17 protein-coding genes are annotated in these 19,794 nt (G+C 48.8%); 13 read left to right on the top strand and 4 right to left on the bottom strand.

Going from position 1 to position 19,794, the window contains the following annotated elements:
* Positions 1-347: 347 nt before the first annotated feature.
* From H8B09_RS15165 to H8B09_RS15155, 3 genes are all read left to right on the top strand, one after another.
* Entirely contained in the window at positions 348-1,202 is an 855-nt protein-coding gene (locus H8B09_RS15165) for a 5'-3' exonuclease (protein ID WP_191204568.1), read from the top strand.
* 298 nt (positions 1,203-1,500) lie between these two features.
* Entirely contained in the window at positions 1,501-2,619 is a 1,119-nt protein-coding gene (locus H8B09_RS15160; RefSeq protein ID WP_191204342.1) for a DUF4432 family protein, read from the top strand.
* Between the two features lie 189 nt (positions 2,620-2,808).
* The gene (locus H8B09_RS15155) at positions 2,809-5,238 is read left to right on the top strand and encodes a hypothetical protein (protein WP_191204341.1); all 2,430 of its coding nucleotides are present in this window, start codon (positions 2,809-2,811) and stop codon (positions 5,236-5,238) included.
* A 74-nt stretch (positions 5,239-5,312) separates the two neighbouring features.
* On the opposite strand, the gene H8B09_RS15150 is transcribed toward H8B09_RS15155, so the two are convergent.
* The gene (locus tag H8B09_RS15150) at positions 5,313-6,227 is read right to left on the bottom strand and encodes a helix-turn-helix transcriptional regulator (RefSeq protein ID WP_191204340.1); all 915 of its coding nucleotides are present in this window, start codon (positions 6,225-6,227) and stop codon (positions 5,313-5,315) included.
* A gap of 500 nt (positions 6,228-6,727) precedes the next feature.
* On the opposite strand from H8B09_RS15150, the gene H8B09_RS15145 reads away from it, so the two are divergent.
* The 6 genes from H8B09_RS15145 (at position 6,728) to H8B09_RS15120 (ending at position 13,284) form a co-directional block, all read left to right on the top strand.
* Entirely contained in the window at positions 6,728-8,140 is a 1,413-nt protein-coding gene (locus tag H8B09_RS15145; RefSeq protein ID WP_191204339.1) for an ABC transporter substrate-binding protein, read from the top strand.
* Between the two features lie 69 nt (positions 8,141-8,209).
* Positions 8,210-9,133, top strand: coding sequence for a carbohydrate ABC transporter permease (locus tag H8B09_RS15140; RefSeq protein ID WP_191204338.1), 924 nt, complete (start codon positions 8,210-8,212; stop codon positions 9,131-9,133).
* Positions 9,130-9,999: a carbohydrate ABC transporter permease gene (locus tag H8B09_RS15135; RefSeq protein ID WP_191204337.1), complete on the top strand. Its 870-nt coding sequence runs from the start codon at positions 9,130-9,132 to the stop codon at positions 9,997-9,999. Before H8B09_RS15140 ends, H8B09_RS15135 begins: the two co-directional genes overlap by 4 nt.
* Before the next feature lie 291 nt (positions 10,000-10,290).
* Entirely contained in the window at positions 10,291-10,878 is a 588-nt protein-coding gene (locus H8B09_RS15130) for a GNAT family N-acetyltransferase (protein ID WP_191204336.1), read from the top strand.
* Between the two features lie 235 nt (positions 10,879-11,113).
* A complete protein-coding gene (locus H8B09_RS15125; RefSeq protein ID WP_191204335.1) occupies positions 11,114-12,277 on the top strand; it encodes a phosphodiester glycosidase family protein in 1,164 nt (387 codons plus the stop codon).
* A gap of 35 nt (positions 12,278-12,312) precedes the next feature.
* Entirely contained in the window at positions 12,313-13,284 is a 972-nt protein-coding gene (locus tag H8B09_RS15120; RefSeq protein WP_191204334.1) for a Gfo/Idh/MocA family protein, read from the top strand.
* A gap of 80 nt (positions 13,285-13,364) precedes the next feature.
* Here the strand turns inward: H8B09_RS15120 and H8B09_RS15115 are convergent, their stop codons facing one another.
* Both H8B09_RS15115 and H8B09_RS15110 read right to left on the bottom strand, forming a co-directional pair.
* Complete coding sequence (locus H8B09_RS15115) at positions 13,365-13,634, bottom strand: hypothetical protein (protein WP_191204333.1); 270 nt, start codon at positions 13,632-13,634, stop codon at positions 13,365-13,367.
* Between the two features lie 78 nt (positions 13,635-13,712).
* Complete coding sequence (locus H8B09_RS15110; RefSeq protein WP_191204332.1) at positions 13,713-14,006, bottom strand: DUF3055 domain-containing protein; 294 nt, start codon at positions 14,004-14,006, stop codon at positions 13,713-13,715.
* A gap of 254 nt (positions 14,007-14,260) precedes the next feature.
* Here H8B09_RS15110 and H8B09_RS15105 point away from each other — a divergent pair, with 254 nt between their 5' ends.
* Complete coding sequence (locus tag H8B09_RS15105; protein WP_191204331.1) at positions 14,261-15,247, top strand: HRDC domain-containing protein; 987 nt, start codon at positions 14,261-14,263, stop codon at positions 15,245-15,247.
* 253 nt (positions 15,248-15,500) lie between these two features.
* Here the strand turns inward: H8B09_RS15105 and H8B09_RS15100 are convergent, their stop codons facing one another.
* Positions 15,501-16,538, bottom strand: coding sequence for a zinc dependent phospholipase C family protein (locus tag H8B09_RS15100; protein WP_191204330.1), 1,038 nt, complete (start codon positions 16,536-16,538; stop codon positions 15,501-15,503).
* 131 nt (positions 16,539-16,669) lie between these two features.
* On the opposite strand from H8B09_RS15100, the gene H8B09_RS15095 reads away from it, so the two are divergent.
* From H8B09_RS15095 to H8B09_RS15085, 3 genes are all read left to right on the top strand, one after another.
* Entirely contained in the window at positions 16,670-17,128 is a 459-nt protein-coding gene (locus H8B09_RS15095; RefSeq protein ID WP_191204329.1) for a chemotaxis protein CheX, read from the top strand.
* 175 nt (positions 17,129-17,303) lie between these two features.
* The gene (locus H8B09_RS15090) at positions 17,304-18,083 is read left to right on the top strand and encodes an SDR family NAD(P)-dependent oxidoreductase (protein ID WP_191204328.1); all 780 of its coding nucleotides are present in this window, start codon (positions 17,304-17,306) and stop codon (positions 18,081-18,083) included.
* A 49-nt stretch (positions 18,084-18,132) separates the two neighbouring features.
* Positions 18,133-19,704, top strand: a complete 1,572-nt coding sequence (locus tag H8B09_RS15085; protein ID WP_191204327.1) for a DEAD/DEAH box helicase — start codon at positions 18,133-18,135, stop codon at positions 19,702-19,704.
* The last annotated feature ends 90 nt before the right edge of the window (positions 19,705-19,794 follow it).

Below are 19,794 nucleotides of genomic sequence, written 5' to 3'. Positions count from 1 at the left end.
GCACAATGCGGATTCATTTCGAGTGAGTTTCAATGGAAAATAAAACCGATCAATCAATTAACTAGATCGTGGCTCGTTTCCCTTCTGAACACGGAATGTAAGTATCGAATCATTGGTTCTGTCTCGACCCATCCGGTTGAGACGGAGCCTATTTGTTTTGCGCAGCATATCAATAGGTTCAAACGCAGGATGTTGGAGAGAATTTGTCTATCATTATCGCCAATAGCAATTATTACTTTCCTATCATCTCGGAGGACTTATAAATTGTAATGTGATAGAATATTGTTATATGAACAACGACAACGGAATGGAGAGGAAACGCATTGCAAACTGCGAATAAAGTGCTCATGGTCGACGGAATGGCCGTATTGTTCCGTGCTTTCTACGCAACATCGTATACGGGTTACATTCGGAAGACGAGTGCTGGACTGCCAACGAATGCTGTGTATGGCTTCATTCAATATTTATTTGACGCAATCGATACATTCAAACCTACACATGTCGTGTGCTGTTGGGATATGGGGAGCAAGACTTTCCGAACAGAGCAGTACCCTGAATATAAAGGCAATCGCGGCGAGCCGCCAGAAGAATTGATTCCGCAGTTCGATCTCGTCAAAGAGGTTGTAGCGGACATGGGCATCCCGAACATCGGCCTTGTTGGTTATGAAGCGGACGATTGCATCGGTACGCTCGCAACGCGTCTGGGCGTAGAGCCGGATGTTGAGGTGCTTATTCTGACGGGTGACCATGACATGCTGCAGCTCGTGAGCGAGACGGTGAAGGTCGTCATTATGAAGAAGGGCAAGCTGAACTATGCGGTGTACGATCTCGAGCTGCTGCTTGAAGAGCGGCAGATCACACCACTGCAGGTTATTGATATGAAAGGCTTTATGGGCGATACGAGCGATAATTACCCAGGAGTCAAAGGGATTGGCGAGAAGTCGGCGCTTAAGCTCTTGCTCGAATACGAGTCCATTGAAGGCGTATTGAATAACCTGGAGAAGCTGCCGAAAGGCATTCGGACGAAGATCGAAACCGACATCGATATGCTGCATTTGTCACGTGAACTCGCAACGATTCGTCTTGATGTTCCAGTCGCATGCGCGCTTGAAGAATGCGCTTGGGACTTGCAGATCGAATCAGCTACGCGCAAATTCGAGGAACTGGAGTTCGGTTCGTTGGTGAAGCTGCTGCAGGCATAATTTAGATAATTGCTACGCTGAACGTATGGGGCGAATCGCTGGCTAGGCGGTTTACCACATACGTTTTTTTATGACAGATTACTAGGCTAGATTGGCGAGAATATCTCCGTTAGCTTCTAACCTTCGCTCTCGTAAAATCTTTCTCCTTCGTGAACAATACCCGTAGCGTACCATATATCCTACCGTTTTTATCCTACAGGGATATTGTCTCTTCCGATCCTGTCGGCATATAATTGGTTTAATCGTTTAACAAATCTCATACGATATATTTGAAGCAAATTTATCGGGAGGGAACATAATGGCGCAAGACATGTGGAATCTTGAAACCGGTGATGAAATCGTAAGGCTGCCAAATGGCGGATCGTTAGTTAAACGGCGTTTTCTTGATCCAAGAGGGATGCCAATGACGGCGATTGAGCTGTCGAATGGGAAGTTGTCATTTAGTGTTCTTCCTGAACGTGGGATGGATATAGGTGAGATATCATTAGGTCCTGATTTAATGAGTTGGGAACGAAGCAAAGATTACTTGTTGCATCCGTCCAATGTTGATCTTCAAGAGGCAGGAGGAACCGGTTGGTTGTATGGTTTCTATGGGGCGGTAGCTTCAATCGGTCCAGAACTATTTGGCACGCCTGGTGAAGGATTTTCCCTGCATGGGTCAGGCTCTTACTCTCTAACCGTCCCTTCAAGCGTACAGGTTACATGGAATACAGAGGGGATACGTATCGAGGGCCGTGTTGTTGTCCGAGATGAATCGGGGGAAGCTTCATTCGTCAAATATGTGATTATGCGTTCACGTTGGAACAGTGCCGTCCTGTTGCGAGAGGAGCATACAACGAACGTAAGCATGCAAACACAGGTTGTCGACGACGGTTATCATGTTCAATTATCCGGTACATATCTGCATCAGGGGGGCCGCTATGTATTGCCAGTCCATGCCCATGAGATGTTATTGCGAGATATGGCTCCGCCAGAGGCGGACCCGTTTGAGATTCCTTCGATCGAAGCGGGCAAATATCCAATAAGGTGCTACCAGTACGTGCCTAGGCCTGTTAAGGGATTGCATCAACTTGAAGAGTTGGCCCCGTACCTAGATGATCTAGATGCCAGTAGAGGGGTGACGGCGGAAATGATCGTAAATACGGCCAATACGGGAGCAGGATTTGTCATTAGACCGTTACTTGATTTCCCAAGGTCGCTCATTGCAAAAGAAATAAACGATAGCTTTATGTTCGCATTAGAACCATCCAAAACCCGGCCGAACCGAATGTCGCAGAAGAAAACGGACGGAGAGGCGCTGTACGTTCAACCGGAAGAGGAAATCCATTCCCAATGTTTAATAGGCTTGTCTCGTTCAACGCAAGACATTGTGCAGCTTGAGAGCATTATTCGATCTACTGTAAAGCCTGAAAGTTAACAAGAAACACGTGCTGGTTCGCGATAAATATGTATATTAATCCAATAGCATTATTTTATCTAGGATTGTCTTATCTAGCCTTTATGCCTTGTACCAAATGATAGAAAATGCTTGATGGTTATTCTTTTACTGTGATAAGATGGAAGAATATAATCTAAACGTTTAGATCATTTCGGTAGGAGTGGAGCAATGAACATTTTACGTAATGATGAGTTTGAATTGCAGATTTCTTCAAACGGCACATTGGAATCATTAGTGATGTCAGCTGATCCGGTCAGAATGAATTGGGTGATTGATGAGAATTACGTAAAGGAAGCGGGCTATGCTGAGAAGGATAAACGTTTCGGTGAATGGTTCGCTAATGTTGACGGGGAAATAATTGAAAGCGCTAACCTTAACCCAAGCATTCAGATGATTGATGATAGCTCTGCGACTGTAACTTACAAACATCAACGTTTCACCGTTCAATGCACGTATTCACTGAATCGTAATGGAGAATGGGAATGGATCATCGAATGTTCGAATCCACAAGAACAAACCATTACGGTAACTGGATTTCACAGCTGGTTCTCCCTCTCTTATATCATGTTCAGAGATCAAGACGTTCTAAGAAATATGAAGCATTCGTGCGCCTTATTTCCGCATATGGGCGGTGACTTCGCCAAGTTCGCAGCCATGCGGAGAAGCAATGGAGCACCGCATCTCGGTGTCTATAGTACAGGCGAATCGATAGCTGCGTTCGGCACGTATTGCAGCTACTTGAATCGTTTTCTGGAACAGGTATCCCCTTCGCTGGATGGGATGCTGTACCATCGGATTTCATTCATTGAGGACGGAAGTTCGCTTGAACAATCGGCAGCCCATGACTGGATCTATAGGGACGGCTATGCAGCGGTCACTCTTCTTCCCGATGAGGTAAAGCGATGGTCGTTTGTATTTACAACCTTCAAGCATCAGGCTGATTTTTATAAGAAGGGCATTCAATATGGTCACCCGAACTGGACGTATTCTCCTGTCATTACGACGGAAGGGCAATTCGTTGCAGAGGTCGAGCTGCCGGCTGGTACGGAATTACAGTCGGTTCGTATGCTGACTTCGTCATCGGAAGGCAATACGATCGAAGTCAACCACATTAGTGCTAGCTTCCAAGTTGGTTCGAATGATAAGCCTAATGTATGGCAAGCGGTTCTGCCCATGCAAGCAGCGGGAGAGTATAAGCTGGTCGCTAGTCTTGATAACGGGAGAACCGATGTGTTAGTCGGTAATGTCCTGGAGCCGATTAAGAACATACTCGACGCGAGAGCGGCTTGGCTTTGCGACAATTTCACAGTAGACAATGATTCTCCAAGACCTTTCGCTTTCTTGCCTTTGTCCAATCAAGGGGAGTCATTAGGCAAATTAACGTTTATTCTGATGAAAAATCTATTGTCGCCTGCTAATAAAGAACAAGTGGCCAAGGTAGAACTGTCAGCAGTTGCAGATGTAAGGGAGCATTGGTTTGAGGAATGTAATTTCATGCGTCCCAAACCTCTGTACGGATCGTTTTATCGCATCTATGATTTTGATTATATTGCGCATCTATTCTATTTGTTGTCTCGCTTGGATGATTCGCTATTAAAAATGTACAAATCGGAAACGTACCTGACATGGGCAGCAGAAGTGATGTGCATGAGATTGAATCCTGACTGTCATATGGAGCAGCGGGAGAAAGAAGAGTCTCAGCTTGTCGGCGTATTTATATTGTATATCCAAGATTTATTATCGGATCTGAAAGATCGAGGAATGGCCCAATGGCATGAACAGCTTCATCGGTTGTGGCTTCAATTTACGGATGGATTAGCACAAGGCTCGCAAGGGTACCAAGGTGCAGTAACGGAGCATTTTTATGACAATGCCGGGTTCGGACCTACCTGTCAGGCTTTGTGTTTAGCTGGATTGAAGGAAGAGGCGCAGCCGTACAGCGAACTCATTATAGCTAACATTGGATTCAGTAATGATTACAGAGTGAGCGCACCTGACCGCTGGTGGGAAGCCTTATCCTTTATGACGCATTCATTATGGGGAGGGTTGGTAGCAGGAGCAGCTAGAGCTTCTTACGAATCGCTTGGCGATCCAAGATTGCTCGAGGCCGGCTATCGCGCAACCATGGCTGTATTTAATTGTTATGATTGGCATGTTCGTTCAACGGCTCGTCGGCTTCTTCCAGGAGAAGCTGCGTCGACTTATAGCATTGCGGCTCCCAATCTCAATATGCCGGAGTTATCGAGAAATCGGTTCGGCCAATCCATCTTTAAGAAACTAGACGATCCTTTGTTTAACAGCCTATTTGCCAGCATTGACCGAGATGATTGGGATATGGGCGAAGAGCTTGTTGCTTACCTGCTAGGATTCGGAACGACCGCTTATCTTTATACAGACGATAAGGGTAAATTGCGATGCGTGAACGGTTTGTTGGAGTCCCAGGAGAATGGGTGGAAAGTAACCAGTTATGCGGCTTATCCAACAAGATTCGTAATGGTTGAGAAGGGGCTTGCCATCAATGCGAGTAAAGGCCAACTAATGAAAAGCGTCTTGTATGAGGAAGGGCAATTCGTACCCCTTGATCTTACCGTCAAATAAATAGACAAAGAAATTACGCCGACTAGAGTTAAGCTCAAGTCGGCGTTTTATTTGAACAAGTCGTATGATTTCAGCTATTGCGGCAGATTTCTAAGCAGTTCTTCTTGAACGACCAATTTGTTGCGGAAATTGGTAGGAGAGAGCCCTTGTTTGTTAGTGAAGACAGATGAGAAATACGGTGGATTGTTAAATCCAACAGCTTCAGCGATACGGGAGATGGACCAGTCCGTTTGGAGAAGAAGCCTCTTGGCTTGCTCGATACGATACTGCTGTAAGTAATCAATAGGGGTTAGACCATAAACTTTAAGCATGCACTTGGCCAGATAGTTGGGATGATAGTTGAAAGTTGCTTGAAGCATGGAGTTTGTGATCTTGGAAGTGTAGTTGTGGCGTATAAACAGCTCGATCTTCTCGGCTAGCCGAGTAGCCGTAGAATCGGACGATTGCTCCGCCTCATGAGCGATGCGCTGCAAGAATTGTTGGAAAGCCGTTTGTTTCTTCCAATTACGTAATGAGCGAGGGTCGTGATCGAATGAGTTGAAGGAGATAAGATCGTCCATTGACTTGTCTGACAGTTTGAATTTCTTAGGTATGAAGATGGAGCAAGTCTCGCAATGGTTGAGATAAGCTTCTTGTCTATGTTTCTCGAATAATTCGGATTGATTGTCCAAGCATTCGTCCAGACAAGCTTTCTCATCCCACGAGCCGAATGTTTGGAAGTGAATCCATGTTATATCCGTTTCGTCTTCACAAGGAGCAGTACCGTAATGGTATCCATCCGGACGTAAAATGATGGCTTCTCCTTCATCCACGACCCACGCGTTGTCATTCTCGCCAATGTGAAGCCTTCCGCGATTGACGACGATAATATCAAATACGTTAATAGAAAATCGACTAACATGCCGTTCGCCCGGAAAATACTTGTGTTTCCCGCTGTCAATAAAATAAGGGATAGGGGGAGTTACAAAATGCAGTATCAGGGATGACATGATTTTGTTCCTCGCTTTGGTTGGAATTTTAATAGGCAGGGTTGAACTCCAAGATGTTAAGCGCTTGTAGGTAACCACATTATAGCATGTTCGACTTCAAAGAAATATTAGTCAGGCAAAGGAAATTTAGGGCGTAGAGGAAACGATAAATCGCTGAGCTACTTGAGGGGGAACGACCACTAGATTTTTAAACGTTTTGCATTCTTTTCGTGCTCCAAGCGACATATTTATCAATAGGACTTCTGCCGTGGATAAAATATGCTTCAAGGAACTAGTCGAAATCCCATAAAAGGTTGAAATTCTTTAAATTTAGGTTGTAATCTGATATTTGATTTGGAGATAACTCGTGGCAAAATGAAATTAAAGCGCTTTCCTAAAGGATAAACGTTTCAAATGACCGATGCTTAGGGGCTTTCAGGGTTTCGGTGTTAAACGTTTAACTCGAATCGAGTCGAACGGTTGCATATAAACTGATGTAATTTTGAAGGGAGAGCGGGTCAATGAATACAGGAAAGAAAATTGGGGCAGGTCTTCTCTCAGCCGCACTGGTTCTTGGTGTTGTCGGCTGTGGGAATAACGAAGACAAAGAGACAAATACAACATCTAAGGGAACAGACACTACTACCAACTCACCTGACACATCGTCTTCCACAACGGAGAAGGTCAAAATCACTTATTCGATGTGGGGAAGCGCGGAAGAAGGAAGCGTAACGCAGAAGGTAGCGGATAAGTTCAATGCATCCCAAGACAAAATCGAAGTAGAAGTTGTTTCGATTCCTTGGGAAAGCTACATGACGAAATTGAATACGCAAGCAACTGGCGGTCAGTTGCCGGATACGGGGATGTTGAAAGAGGACGGCGTCATCCAGTGGTCCTCCGAAGGTATGTTGAACGATGTAAGCGCTATGTATGAAGGAAGCGACAGCAAACCACTGGATAGCTTGGCTTACAAATATCAAGGCAAGACCGTAGCCTATGCGGCTGCCAATGAAATTCTCCTTCTCTATTACAACAAAGACATGTTCGACAAAGCAGGCGTGGCTTATCCTCCGTCCGTGTTGGATAAAGCTTGGACATGGGACGAATTCGTAGCAGCGGCTAAGAAGCTGACGAATGATAAGAACGGCAAACATCCGGGTGACGATGGCTTCGATGCTAACGGCATCGTTCAGTACGGTGCATCCGTCGAAAACTTGCCATGGCAGCTTGAAACTTGGACGCTCAGCAATGGCGGAGGTTTCTATTCCGCCGATGGCACTGATGTGAGAGTCGGTGAAGATGCAAGCATCGAAGCGATTCAGAAAGTCGCGGATCTGTACCTGAAAGATCATGTCGCTCCGTTGTCCGTCGGTCAAACCGATGACGGCATTCAACGTACGATCATCGCGGGAACGGTTGCCATGGCGACGAACGGCGCATGGAACGTAGGCACTAGCTTGAACACGGCCAAAGACGAAGGCTTGAAATACGGAGTTGCCGTGCTGCCTTATATGAAAGACAAAGTTACCCTCAATACAGGTGGCGCGAACGTTGTATTCTCCCAAACCAAGCATCCGAAGGAAGCAATGGAATGGTTGAAATGGTACAACTCCGAAGAGAACAACTGGGGACTCATCAGCTCGGGTATCTGGATGCCAACCCTGCAGAAGTGGTATACGGACGAAGCGCTTACGCACAAGTGGGTCGACAATCCGAACTTCCCTCCGTATGAAGAGTATAAGTCTGCAGTAGTCGATTATGCACAGTCCTCCGCTGCAAGACCTGCATCCTGGTTCTTCACGAACTATACGACGGACTTCAACACCTTACTCGGATCTGTTCTTGGTGATGTGTGGACCGGCAAGACGACTGCCAAGGACGCGATTACGAAGAACCTTGACGCTCTGAAAGCGGCTCATACAGGAAACAAGTAAAAAGATAGTAAGGATGACCGCCGATCGTGAAGCGGCGGTCATCCTTTACACGTGAGGTGGGAGCGAGAAATGGAAACCATTAATAAACCGCTGAAACGCCGTTCCCGTTATAATTCAAGCGAGGCACGCGTTGCTTATATCTGTTTGATTCCTGCTTTTCTTGGCTTGTTTTTTCTAACGTATGCGCCTCTTGTTGGGGTACTAGGAATCAGCCTGACGAACTGGACGGGGTTGAAAAGCCCTGAATTCATCGGTTTCGATAATTATGTACAACTATTCACGAAGGATCCGTATATTAAGGACTCCATCATCGCAACGATTTACTTTGCTTTCCTATCCGTTATCGGAAGTATGGTTTATTCCTTCTTCATCGCAATGCTGCTCAACCGCAAAATACCGGCGAGAGGTTTTCTAAGAGCTGTATTCTATGTACCGTTTGTTCTGCCGGCCGCTGCGATCTACGTTGGATGGTCATGGCTGTATGAAGCGAATTTTGGTTTTTTCAACTTTCTCCTCTCCAAAGTCGGTTTGAATAAAGTGCTCTTCATTGCCGATTCCAGTTACGTTGTTCCTTCTCTCTCATTAATTTCAGTCTGGTTGTCAGGTAACTTGATCGTCATTTTCTTGGCGGGGCTCCAGAACGTACCGAGTGTCTACCACGAAGCCGCCGAAGTGGACGGTGCAGGCGGGTGGAAACGCTTCATACATATTACGCTGCCCTCTATGTCGCCGATTATTTTCTACAACTTGCTCATGAGCTTGATCGCCAATCTTCAGGTCGTTACGCCGGCGCTCGCGCTCACCAACGGTGGCCCTGGTAACTCCTCCCGATTCTTGACGTATCTGATGTATGATCAGGCATTTGTGAATTATAAGTTGGGCTATGCCTGCGCGACTACCTTCGTTATTTTTGCGATACTGGCTGTCTTTACCGCCCTACTGTTCAAGACGTCCAACCGATGGATTTACAATGAAGGAGGCGACGACAAATGAGCGCAGTAGCATACGGCAGGCTAAGGAGCAGAAAACGCAAGGAACGCACGATGAACATTGTAACGTTTGTCGTCGTCATTATCTGTGCCGCTCTCGTACTCTTCCCGATCTGGTGGATATTCCGTACGTCGCTTATGACGAATGCCGAGATCTATCGATATCCGCCATCATTAGTACCGGAAAACTGGCTGTTCTCCAACTATGAGAAAACGCTGAAGGTGTTTAAGTTCTGGAAGTACTTATGGAATACGATGCTAATTATCGTTCCGTCCTGTTTGGCGGGAACCTTCACGGCTACGTTGTGCGGATACGCCTTTGCGCGCTTACGTTTTCGGGGGAAAAACTTGATCTGGGCACTCTGCGTCGGTTCAATGCTGCTGCCTGCCATGGTTACGCTCATTCCGCTGTACATCGGATGGACGCGGGGCCTCGGTATCCATGATAGCTATATGCCATTGATCCTTCCGTATTTTTGCGGCGGCGGCGCTTTCAATATCTTCTTGATCCGACAGTTTATGATGTCTATCCCAAGAGAACTCGATCAAGCGGCAACGATCGATGGCGCCGGATATTTCCGCATCTTGTTCAGCATCATCATGCCGGCGATCAGACCTGCCATGATTGTCGTTGCATTGTTCATCTTCATCGGTTTATGGAATGATCTGCTTCAACAAATGATTTACATTAACTCAAGCGATAAATATACAATTGCGCTCGGGCTAACGAATTTCCGGGGTCAGTTAAAGAGCGACTGGTCGCTGACGATGGCTGCCACATGCTTGTCCTTTGCTCCGGGCGTTATTTTCTACCTCATTGGACAAAAGTATTTCGTAGAGGGGATCACGCTGACAGGTATGAAAGCTTAGTCTGTGATTCTAATGACAAACACGCGATCAATGTTGGTCGCTGCAGATTGAAGAGAAACCCACGTATTCTCATGGATACGTGGGTTTCTCTTTTGTTATTAAAAGGATAATGTTGGAACGTAGCGAAGAAAAGTTATAATGCATGAAATTACGTTGGTTTCTTAGAATTTTCACTCCATACTAACTGAACTAAACGCCAAGGAATTCCCTAATGAAATCTTGAAGGACATTCAGCAGAAGTATATATGACTGGGGAAGGGATAAGTCAGTCTAGCGAAAGGATGGTCGGCATTGATAAAAGGAAATATTACGCTTGAAGGCAAACGTGTAAGGTTGATCCCCGCGTCGCATGAACATTTGGATGATTTGTTCAAGGCAAGCCATTATAGCGAACTATGGACGTATAGTCCGTCAGCCATAAGGACGTTTGATGATATGGTGCTCACAATAAATCAGTGGATGAAATCAAGAGAGCAAGGATTAAGGTATCCGTTCGTCATTGTTGACAAAAGCACAGATGAGATTGTCGGCAGCACCAGTTATCTAGACATTTCACCTCAGAATAGAAAGCTCGAAATCGGCGGGACATGGTTGGACCCTAAGGTTTGGAGGACAAGGGTCAATACGGAATGCAAATATTTGCTGCTGCAGTATGGTTTTGAACAATTGGACCTTATTCGAGTACAATTCCGGACGGATGCAAGAAATGAAAGATCCAATCAGGCCATTCAAAGATTAGGAGCACAGTTCGAAGGAACCCTGCGACAAGAAATCATCATGCAAGATGGGTATAGGCGAAGCTCGAACGTATATAGCATTGTGGATAACGAGTGGGAGGTTGTAAAGGCTAGATTGATTGGTTATTTGGAGATGGAATGAAACTGGCACTTTATCTAAAATAGGAGAGGTCAAACAGCCTGCTTCAAATAACGGGAGACGGGCATGCCTATCATTGTAAAGCCGGCACAGTAGATGAATGGCTGCTGCGTGGACGTGATGACCGTCCGACTGCTTTTATATCTACAATATCGTGTCTTCTCTTCATTATCCTACCCACCTGTCCGATTACAACTACGTACAGTTTCTGGATAGGATTAGGGAGATGAGAGAGAGAATGAACAAGAAACATTGGAAACAAGGTGCATTGCTGCTGCTTGCTGCGGCTACGATGATCGTTAGCCATAACGGTGGTGCGGCACATGTGTATGCTGAGAATACGAGCAGCGGGACAAGCGCAGTGCCAACATCATCGAACATAAGTGATGTTAACGAGTCCAAGCTGAAAATCACCTATGCTTCCGAGAAGCAGAAGGTAAAGGTGAATGCACGTGTATTCCTGCGTGATAAAGTAAAGGCGTCGCAGCCTGCCGTGTTGTCTTATGCGATTGGCAATGCGGCGATTGCCCGTGTAGAGCCGAACGGTCTAGTGACTGGCTTAAAAGCAGGAACGACGAAGGTGACGATTACAGCGGAATCGCAGAGCGAGACGGTTCGCATTACAGTACCGATTGAAGTGACAGCAGCAGTTGCAGTTGCTGCTCCGAAATATGCTTCGGTGAAGGTCATGGTATCCGGTAAGACCTATACGGTGCAGACCGTAACAGTTCCGAAGGGAACGCCGGTCACAGCTGGACTTGCTAACAAGACGGTCGGTCAAGTGCAGTCGCTCCGCGGGATGGCGGCGGCTTACCGTGCAGACGTGGCGGTGAACGGAACCTTTTTCTCCGCATATGAAGATCCACCGATTCCTTATGGTAATATAATCTCGAACGGCGATGTAGCCAATATCAGCAACCTGGGGACGACAATCGGATTCCGGGCGGACGGCACGGCTGTGATGGATACGCTGCGTATTCGAACGACGACAAGGCGTATTGCCGGCAAGGAAGATAAAAGTTACGTCATGACGAATGATAAAGGCGACGCGCTCAATTGGGGCGACGTTCATACAGCGATTGGAGCGGGGCCGCGTCTCGTCGTTAACGGCGAAGTGAAGATCGATGCAGAGACCGAAGGCTTCCGTGATCCCAAAATATTGACCGGAGGCGGCGCGCGCAGCGGCATCGGCATTAAGAAAGACGGATCAATCCTTATTGCGACGATCCCAGGCGCAACGATGAAACAGTGGGCAGCCGTTATGCTGAAGCTCGGCGCCTATCAAGCGATGAACCTCGACGGCGGGGCTTCATCCGGTCTGCTGCTTAAGGATAAGACAATTACGGCAGAAGGCCGCTTGCTGAGCAATGCGCTCTTATTCGGAAGCGGGCTGAAATATTAAGTAGTCCAGTTGTACGACAGAAAGGTGGGTTTGGGATGACACTGCAGATTGGCATAGTAGGGACAGGCTGGTTCGGCCGGATGCACGCGGAGAAGCTTGTTTCAATGGAGGGTGTTCAAGTTCGCGCATTTTGCGGCTCGAGCATCGAGAAGGCGGAGCAGGCAGCCAAATCTTATCGCGACGCCCGAAGTTATGATTCCATAACGAATATGCTGGACGATAGCAAGCTGGATGCCGTCTATATATGTACGCCTCCATTCGCGCACGGCGAGATTGAATTGACGCTTGTTGAGCGCGGCATTCCATTCTTGGTAGAGAAGCCGATTGGCGTTGACGAAGAGACGCCTAACCGGATTCGCCAGGAGATTGCGCGCAAGCAATTGATTACATCGGTCGGCTATCACTTCCGCTACATGGAAAGCACAGGCCGTGCGAAGGCGATGCTCGCAGACCGTACGCCGGTTATGGCGCAGGGACAGTGGATGGGCGGGATGCCAGGCGTGTATTGGTGGCGGAACATGGCGACGTCTGGCGGACAGTTCGTAGAACAGACGACGCATATTGTTGATTTGATGCGCTATTTGCTCGGCGACGTTCATGAAGTGTATGCGGCGTATGGCAATGCGCTCGTGGGGCAGCGCGAGGAAGGCGTTACCGTTCCGGACGTAGGAGCGGTCACGATGAAGCTGACGAGCGGAGCGATAGCGACGATCAGCAATACATGCGCCATCCGCGGCGGTGATCGTTCCGGTCTGCAAATTTATACCGACAAGGGCATGCTGGAAGTGACAGGCGAGGCGTTGACCGACTTCGAAGAAGGCAAACGAACGGAATACAAATCGGGCAACAATCCTTATCAATCGGAGAATGAAGCGTTCTTGCATGCAGTTCGGACAGGCGATACGTCTAGAATCTTGTCCGATTATGAGGATGCATGGCAGACGCATCGCGTGACGATGGCTGCGAATGAATCCGCGAAGACGGGTTTGCCTGTTAAACTATCTTAATGTAAGCCTGTAAGGGGAGGAAAAAACGGCATTCCGCTAAGAGGCGGGATGCCGTTTGTGTGTGGTGTGTAATGGCGCGTTTAAGGTTCGTCTTGAACTTCGGGAATCGAATGCCGCTGCTTGTAGTCGCCTGGATAACCGCGTTCCATGCCAGCGTGAAGCGAACGGTTCTCATAGCCGAACGGATTGATGGCCCGCTGTTCCAGCCGCCACGGTTTGCTTTTGCCAAGCGATTCCGACTCAAGATCGGCCCCATAAGGACCATCTGGGAATTCCTCTGACGTTAGCTCGTTGCGGTACGATTCAACGGTAGCGAAGTCGGTGTAATTCTCATCGTTGTTACGGTTCATGACACACCCCTCCAATCAACATGGCTCAGAAGCGTTTCTTCAGGTCTTCCATCAGACCCACAGATCATTGTGCCCGAATTAGTCGGTAAAATTCACCGTTCCAACAACAAGTTGCAAAAACTGGTTCAATTCTTCCGCTTCCTCTTCCGTAAGCTTGAAGACGTGCTCGAGATAACCTTCTTCCTCAAGGTCGTCAGGTCCAATAATCGCTGTCCGTCCGGCTTGCAGATCGGTAACGAGCTTCTTGCCATAGAATCGATTCGTTGATGTGACAGCAAGATCGAACCGCTTCAAGCTAGGACAGATGAACGTCACGAATCTCGTCGACGTTTCCTCTGTTGTATCGGACATAAAATCATAATCAGGCAGCATGGTATAGCCTCCGTTTCATCATCAATACATTGCAATCATCATACCATTGGCTGGGATCTGGGGGCAAACAGCTGTCGATTAGTAGTTGTCTGATATGGAAATTGATGCTATATTATGGATAACTGAATTTGGGACATGAGGAGGCACCTCTACCGTACGACGGAGAGATGCCTCTTTTTTGTCGTATTCGGAGCGGGTGCAGGTTCATTCACTGTCCTTATTTCGGGAATTTGAATAACGGGAGATGGATGAAGATGCAGGTTGTATTCATGAACACATTCGATCGGGTAGATGGAGACCGTACGGTTATGGGGGCTAAAGTTTCGATCTGCGAAAATGAAGGCCAGTGGCTCATTCTCTGGACGGAAGGGTCCGAGGAGGCTGCAACGTGGTATGAGGGATTATCGTGGGAAGAGATGCTGGCGGCGTTCCGGCATGGCGTCGCCACCAAGATGGGAGACGGCTTTCAGCCGATCATCGACGGCATGCTGGACGAGCGCAAGTCATCCCCAAGCAGCATCATTAATATGATGCAATGTTATGGCGAGCTTCACGCTGACGCCGCCCTGTTCGAAGAGCTGAGGGAATGGCGTCGCAAGACGGCAGCTCAGCAGCGCAAATCGGCATATATGATCGCAACGAACCGTGTGCTGAACATGATAAGCGCGTTCAAGCCGCATACGGAGCACGAGCTTGCCCAGATTCCAGGATGGGGCGAATCGAAGATGAAAGCCCATGCTGAGCAAGTGCTTGCCATTACGGTACAGCATGAGCGCGAAACGTCATTCCCGCTCGATTGGGTTGTGTCTATGCTCGATACGAAACAATATTGGCAGTGGTCTTATCGTCAGAAGGAATTGAAGTACAAAGGCCAGATGGAGCGTCATCAGGAGAAACGGCTCATCCTCGATGCAATCTCACACGGACGCACGCTTAGCGAACTCCAGGCCGAGCTAGTCATGTCGAGACGCAATCTGCTGGACCGTATCGAGCAGCTTGAGACGGAAGGTTATGACATGGAGCCAATCGTCGAGACAGAGCTTGCCGAAGTGTCGATAGAAGAACGTCAATCCGTGCTCGCAGCGTTCGACGAAGTTGGAGATAAATATTTAAAGCCGGTTATGCAGCATGTATACGGCACCGAAGGCACACCAGACAAGCCGCTTGATATGGTCTACGATCGCCTCCGCATGCTCCGCCTCACCTACCGCCGCAACAAAAAACAACACGAGGCTGTCTAATCTCCTCGTGTTGGTGGTAATCGGTATGTAGGTTGTAAGGAAGTAACTTTGCTTGAAGTGCTTCTGGAGAAGCAAAGCGTATGCTTCCGATGCAGCTTTTCTCTGAAAAGCTTTAAGCGGTCGCCTTTGTCACTCGGATTGTTACAACTTCTGAATTCGTATAATCAGAACAATCCGAGGACAACAGCGATCGGAAGAAACATTCGCCTGCGGAGTCCTATGCACAAGCCGCGAAGCCATCCCTGTAAACATCTTATCCCGCACTCTCCGATACTTCCGCCACCTTCACACCGCCATCCGGCCAGATCGGATCAGCATACCGGATCATCGCACCACTATCGCAGGACAAGCCCGTTTCATACGACCGGCTGCCCAGCAGCTCCTCCACCGCCGAGCGCAGCTCGAAGGAGCGGTTCAACTCCAGCTCTGCCGTCACCGTGCGGGCTTCATTCGCAATATTCGTCTCACGGATCATCGTCAGCGCGGCTGACGTGACCGCGAGCGCATCCTCAATTGCCTGCTCCCACAGCGTCCATGCGCTTACTGTGTGCAGCGTTGTCCCATCGACCGGATCGAGCCAAGGCAGCTCCTGCTCGTTCATCCAATCGTAATCCGGCAAGTTCTTCCTATAAGACAACGGCTCGATTTTGCCGAAGGTCAGCAAACGGCGAATGCCGGTCGGGTCGTAGAACAATCGCTGCGCGCTGATCATATCGCGCATGGCCTCGTTCCAATATTCGCTCTTAATCGCGGATGCCAGATGCGGATAGCGGACGGCTGCAATATTCTCGAAAGCTTCGCGAAGCGTATTCGGAAGCGGCTGGCCCGGTGATATTTCCTTCCAGACGGGTGTTCTCCATGTCTCGATCCCGAACAGGCGTGAGGCGACGATCGTGTCCATCGCGGTTTCAAACCGCTGATGATCCCACTTTCGGAAGCCGGAACGGCTGAATACGTAAGGATGCATATTGCGATCCAATACGTGATGGAGCACGAATCCGAGCCCGTACGCGGCAGAGTATCGGCCTTCCTTCGTCGATAAACGCCCGCTCACAGCATCAAGCAGATCCATAAGGACAGGACCACACTCGTAATTGTGCATGTCGGAGCCGAGCTGATTCATAATCGTATTTTTATGCCAAGGGAGGAACCGGTGGTAGAAAAGAAAGTCAGGGCCTTGGCAGCCCAGGTTGAACCACTTACGGGTTTCCTCGTCCGAGAGCCACTCCTGCTCCCCAAGGCGCTCCATTATTGTGTGGCCGAATAGGAAATGTGCCCAAACGTTCGGCATGTTGTTCCTCCCTTTGTTGGGTATAAAGCACCAAACTTAAAATATATAGTATACTTGTCCTATCGAATTCAGTATAATGGATTCAATTAGCGGAAGCTCGCGAACGCTGTCGAAAAGGAGAACTGTCCTCCATGAAAGCAGAGTACATAAACCCGTTTTTAGAATCCGCCAAAAATGTAATCGAGCAAGTCGTACAGATTAAACCGGCTACCGGTCAACCCGGTTTGAAGCCATTTGCAATTGTAGATAATTATATTTTTATCCAGATCGGTATCAATGGTCAAATGCAAGGTCATGTCGTATTTGGCATCAGTGTCCCAGTCGCTCTCAAAATGATATCTGCAATGATGGGCGGATTCATCATCTCGGAAATCGATGAAATTGGCAAGAGCGCGATTTCAGAACTAGGCAACATGATTAGCGGTAATGCAAGCACGATTCTGTACAACCAAGGCGTTCATGTTGATATTACGCCGCCTATCTTCATTAATACCCATGATTCCGGACTTGCCGAAGCGAAAGCTTTGACCATCCCATTGATCATGGAAGGCATTGGCGAAATGGATATTCAAGTATTAGTTGCATCGTAAGCATCGTAACACGAAAAGGGCTCCCAGGGGAGCCTTTTTCCTTGCTGTATGAGAAATGATTAATGTTTCAAGCGTCAGACGATCCTCTCACATCCGGTTAGGACTAGATGAGGATCGTCTTTCTATTTTGCGTCCAATCATTGGATGAAGTACACTATAGGCAGGTGATGCGAAGATGCTGAAAGGGAAGAAAATTGTCATAACGGGCGCCTCTAGCGGACTAGGTCTAATGACGGCCATTATGCTTGCGCAGCAGGGGGCTAGAGTCGCGATAACGGGACGGAATGAGTCGAAACTCCGGGCTGCGCTGCAATCGGTCCCGCATGCTGACCGCCTATCTAGCTATGTCCTGGATGTGACCGATGCTGAAGCTGCCGCTGCGGTACTTGATCGGATATGGCGCGAGATGGATGGCGTAGATGTATTGGTCAACAATGCAGGGTTCGGTTACTTCGAACGTTTTGTCGATGCGCCGCTGGACCATTTTGAACAGATGATGGATACGAACTATATGGGGGTTGTCCGCTGTACGAAGGCGATACTGCCGCAGATGCTTCGCAGAGGCAGCGGCCAGATCGTGAATATCGCTTCGATCGCGGGCAAGCTTGGAACGCCGAAGTCGACAGGCTATTCTGCTTCAAAGCATGCACTTCTTGGTTTTACGAATGCGCTGCGCCAAGAGCTGCGGGGATCGGGTATTATTATATCAGCTATTAATCCAGGACCTTTCGAGTCGCCATTCTTCCAGACGGCTGATCCGGGAGGCACTTATGTAAGCAGCGTGCAGTCGTTTATGATGAAGCCTGAGCGAGTTGCGAATGCTGTCGTTCGCGCAATCGACAAAGGTAAGGCCGAGATCGATCTTCCAGGCTGGGCGGCGCTTGGCGTGAAGCTGTATCATCTATTCCCGCGGCTATCGGACCGGATTGCGGGCGGCATGTTGAATAAGAAGTAAGCTTAATGACCTACCCATAAGGGGTGGATAACGGAAAGAGGAATTGGTAATGACGAACAAATGGACCGAAATCGGCGTGGAGCAAAGGTTGGCTGACACGCTGGTGTCCGAGGGATTGCTTGAGCCGACGCCTGTACAGCGGGAGACGATCAATGTACTGCTGGAGAACGCGGACGTAACGGCACGATCGCAGACAGGAAGCGGCAAGACGCTTGCTTTCCTGCTGCCGGCGCTGCAGCGCATCAATAGCGAGAGCAGCAGTGTGCAGGCTCTTGTACTTGCGCCGACACAAGAACTGGCGATGCAGATTACGCGCGTTGCACAGACGTATGGAGCGCCAATTGGCGTACGTGTTGTGCCGCTAATCGGCGGAGCGGCTGTCCAACGGCAAATCGATAATTTGAAGAAAAATAAACCGCAGCTCATCGTTGGCACTCCAGGCCGCATTCATGAATTGTTCGCTGCGCGCAGGCTGAAGCTGAGCGAAGTGAAGTTTGTCGTCATCGATGAAGCGGACCAGGTGTTCAACCTCGGCTCTGTGCGCGAGGTTGATACGATCTTGAAGAGCACGCCGCGCGACCGCCAGCTTGCTTTCTTCTCGGCGACCCGGCCGGAAGAGATGGCAGGTATGGAGAACAAGTGGATGCGCGAGCCGAAGCTGATCGATTTGTCTGGTAAGCAGCGTGTCGCAGAGACGATCGAGCATTACTATATCGTTGTCGATAAGCGCGATAAGGTGGACGCCGCTCGTAGACTCGTTCGACTCATCAACCCGTCATCGGCACTGCTGTTCCTCAACGATACGGACAATATTGCGCAGTGGGAATCGAAGCTTCGTTATGAAGGCTTCTCAGTAGATATGCTGTACGGAGATGCAAACAAGCAGCGTCGTTCCTCTACATTGGATCGATTCCGCGACGGCAGCTGCAAGCTGCTTCTGGCGACTGATATCGCTGCTCGTGGCATTGATATCGTGGACCTCCCGCTTGTAGTGAACCTTGATCCGCCGATTGATGCGGATCACTATGTCCACCGTGCGGGCCGGACGGGCCGGATGGGCAAGCGAGGTATGGTCATTACAATTATTACGCATCAGGAACGGTTTATTATGGATAAGTTCTCGAAGCGTCTTGGCATTGTACTGGCGGAGCGGGCAATGGCCCGCGGGAAGCTTGTTACACCAGAGGAAGCACGTCGCCAGGGTGGTTCATCCCAATCTGGCAGCAGCAGTTCTTCATTCGGAAGAGCGCCGGCAGGTACGGCACGTGACGGTGAGCCGAATCGTGAATCGCGACCTCAGGCACGTACAGAAGGTGTACGTACAGCGTCAGTCAGCAGCAGCAGGGATTCATTCAGTCGGCCAACGTCTGAGCGCTCGGCTGTTCGCAAGCCAGCTGAATCCGAGCGCCCGCGCTTTAGTACGGACAAGCCTGCGGCAGCAGCTGTTGAAGGACAATCTCGTCCTCGCGCGGGTGCAAGTAAGCCGCAAGGCGCACAGGAACGCCCGCAAAGCGTGAAGAGCAAGGCGAAGCTGGAACGCCAGCGGCAGAAGGATAAGAAGGATAAAGGCGCACCGAAGTGGTTGAAGGAAAAACGCAACGCCGCTAAGGAGCAAGACTAAAGTATTATTTTCTTAAGCCACCCCCTTAAAGCGAATTCCAATCCCCGAACGATATGGGCGAAGGGAAAAAACGGTAGCAACGAACCGTAA

Source organism: Paenibacillus terricola, from assembly GCF_014779765.1.
In the GTDB taxonomy this organism is placed as follows: Bacteria; Bacillota; Bacilli; order Paenibacillales; family Paenibacillaceae; genus Paenibacillus_T; species Paenibacillus_T terricola.
Note: the sequence above shows the minus strand (reverse complement) of the source record. Positions and strands in the feature narration are given on the sequence as shown.

Coding starts and splice junctions, on each gene's coding strand:
- H8B09_RS15110 (WP_191204332.1), bottom strand. CDS start 14,006: ATGCTGCCTGATTATGATTTTATGTCCGATACAACAGAGGAAACGTCG.
- H8B09_RS15125 (WP_191204335.1), top strand. CDS start 11,114: ATGAACAAGAAACATTGGAAACAAGGTGCATTGCTGCTGCTTGCTGCG.
- H8B09_RS15090 (WP_191204328.1), top strand. CDS start 17,304: ATGCTGAAAGGGAAGAAAATTGTCATAACGGGCGCCTCTAGCGGACTA.
- H8B09_RS15145 (WP_191204339.1), top strand. CDS start 6,728: ATGAATACAGGAAAGAAAATTGGGGCAGGTCTTCTCTCAGCCGCACTG.
- H8B09_RS15165 (WP_191204568.1), top strand. CDS start 348: ATGGTCGACGGAATGGCCGTATTGTTCCGTGCTTTCTACGCAACATCG.
- H8B09_RS15140 (WP_191204338.1), top strand. CDS start 8,210: ATGGAAACCATTAATAAACCGCTGAAACGCCGTTCCCGTTATAATTCA.
- H8B09_RS15135 (WP_191204337.1), top strand. CDS start 9,130: ATGAGCGCAGTAGCATACGGCAGGCTAAGGAGCAGAAAACGCAAGGAA.
- H8B09_RS15150 (WP_191204340.1), bottom strand. CDS start 6,227: ATGTCATCCCTGATACTGCATTTTGTAACTCCCCCTATCCCTTATTTT.
- H8B09_RS15095 (WP_191204329.1), top strand. CDS start 16,670: ATGAAAGCAGAGTACATAAACCCGTTTTTAGAATCCGCCAAAAATGTA.
- H8B09_RS15085 (WP_191204327.1), top strand. CDS start 18,133: ATGACGAACAAATGGACCGAAATCGGCGTGGAGCAAAGGTTGGCTGAC.
- H8B09_RS15115 (WP_191204333.1), bottom strand. CDS start 13,634: ATGAACCGTAACAACGATGAGAATTACACCGACTTCGCTACCGTTGAA.
- H8B09_RS15100 (WP_191204330.1), bottom strand. CDS start 16,538: ATGCCGAACGTTTGGGCACATTTCCTATTCGGCCACACAATAATGGAG.
- H8B09_RS15120 (WP_191204334.1), top strand. CDS start 12,313: ATGACACTGCAGATTGGCATAGTAGGGACAGGCTGGTTCGGCCGGATG.
- H8B09_RS15105 (WP_191204331.1), top strand. CDS start 14,261: ATGCAGGTTGTATTCATGAACACATTCGATCGGGTAGATGGAGACCGT.
- H8B09_RS15155 (WP_191204341.1), top strand. CDS start 2,809: ATGAACATTTTACGTAATGATGAGTTTGAATTGCAGATTTCTTCAAAC.
- H8B09_RS15160 (WP_191204342.1), top strand. CDS start 1,501: ATGGCGCAAGACATGTGGAATCTTGAAACCGGTGATGAAATCGTAAGG.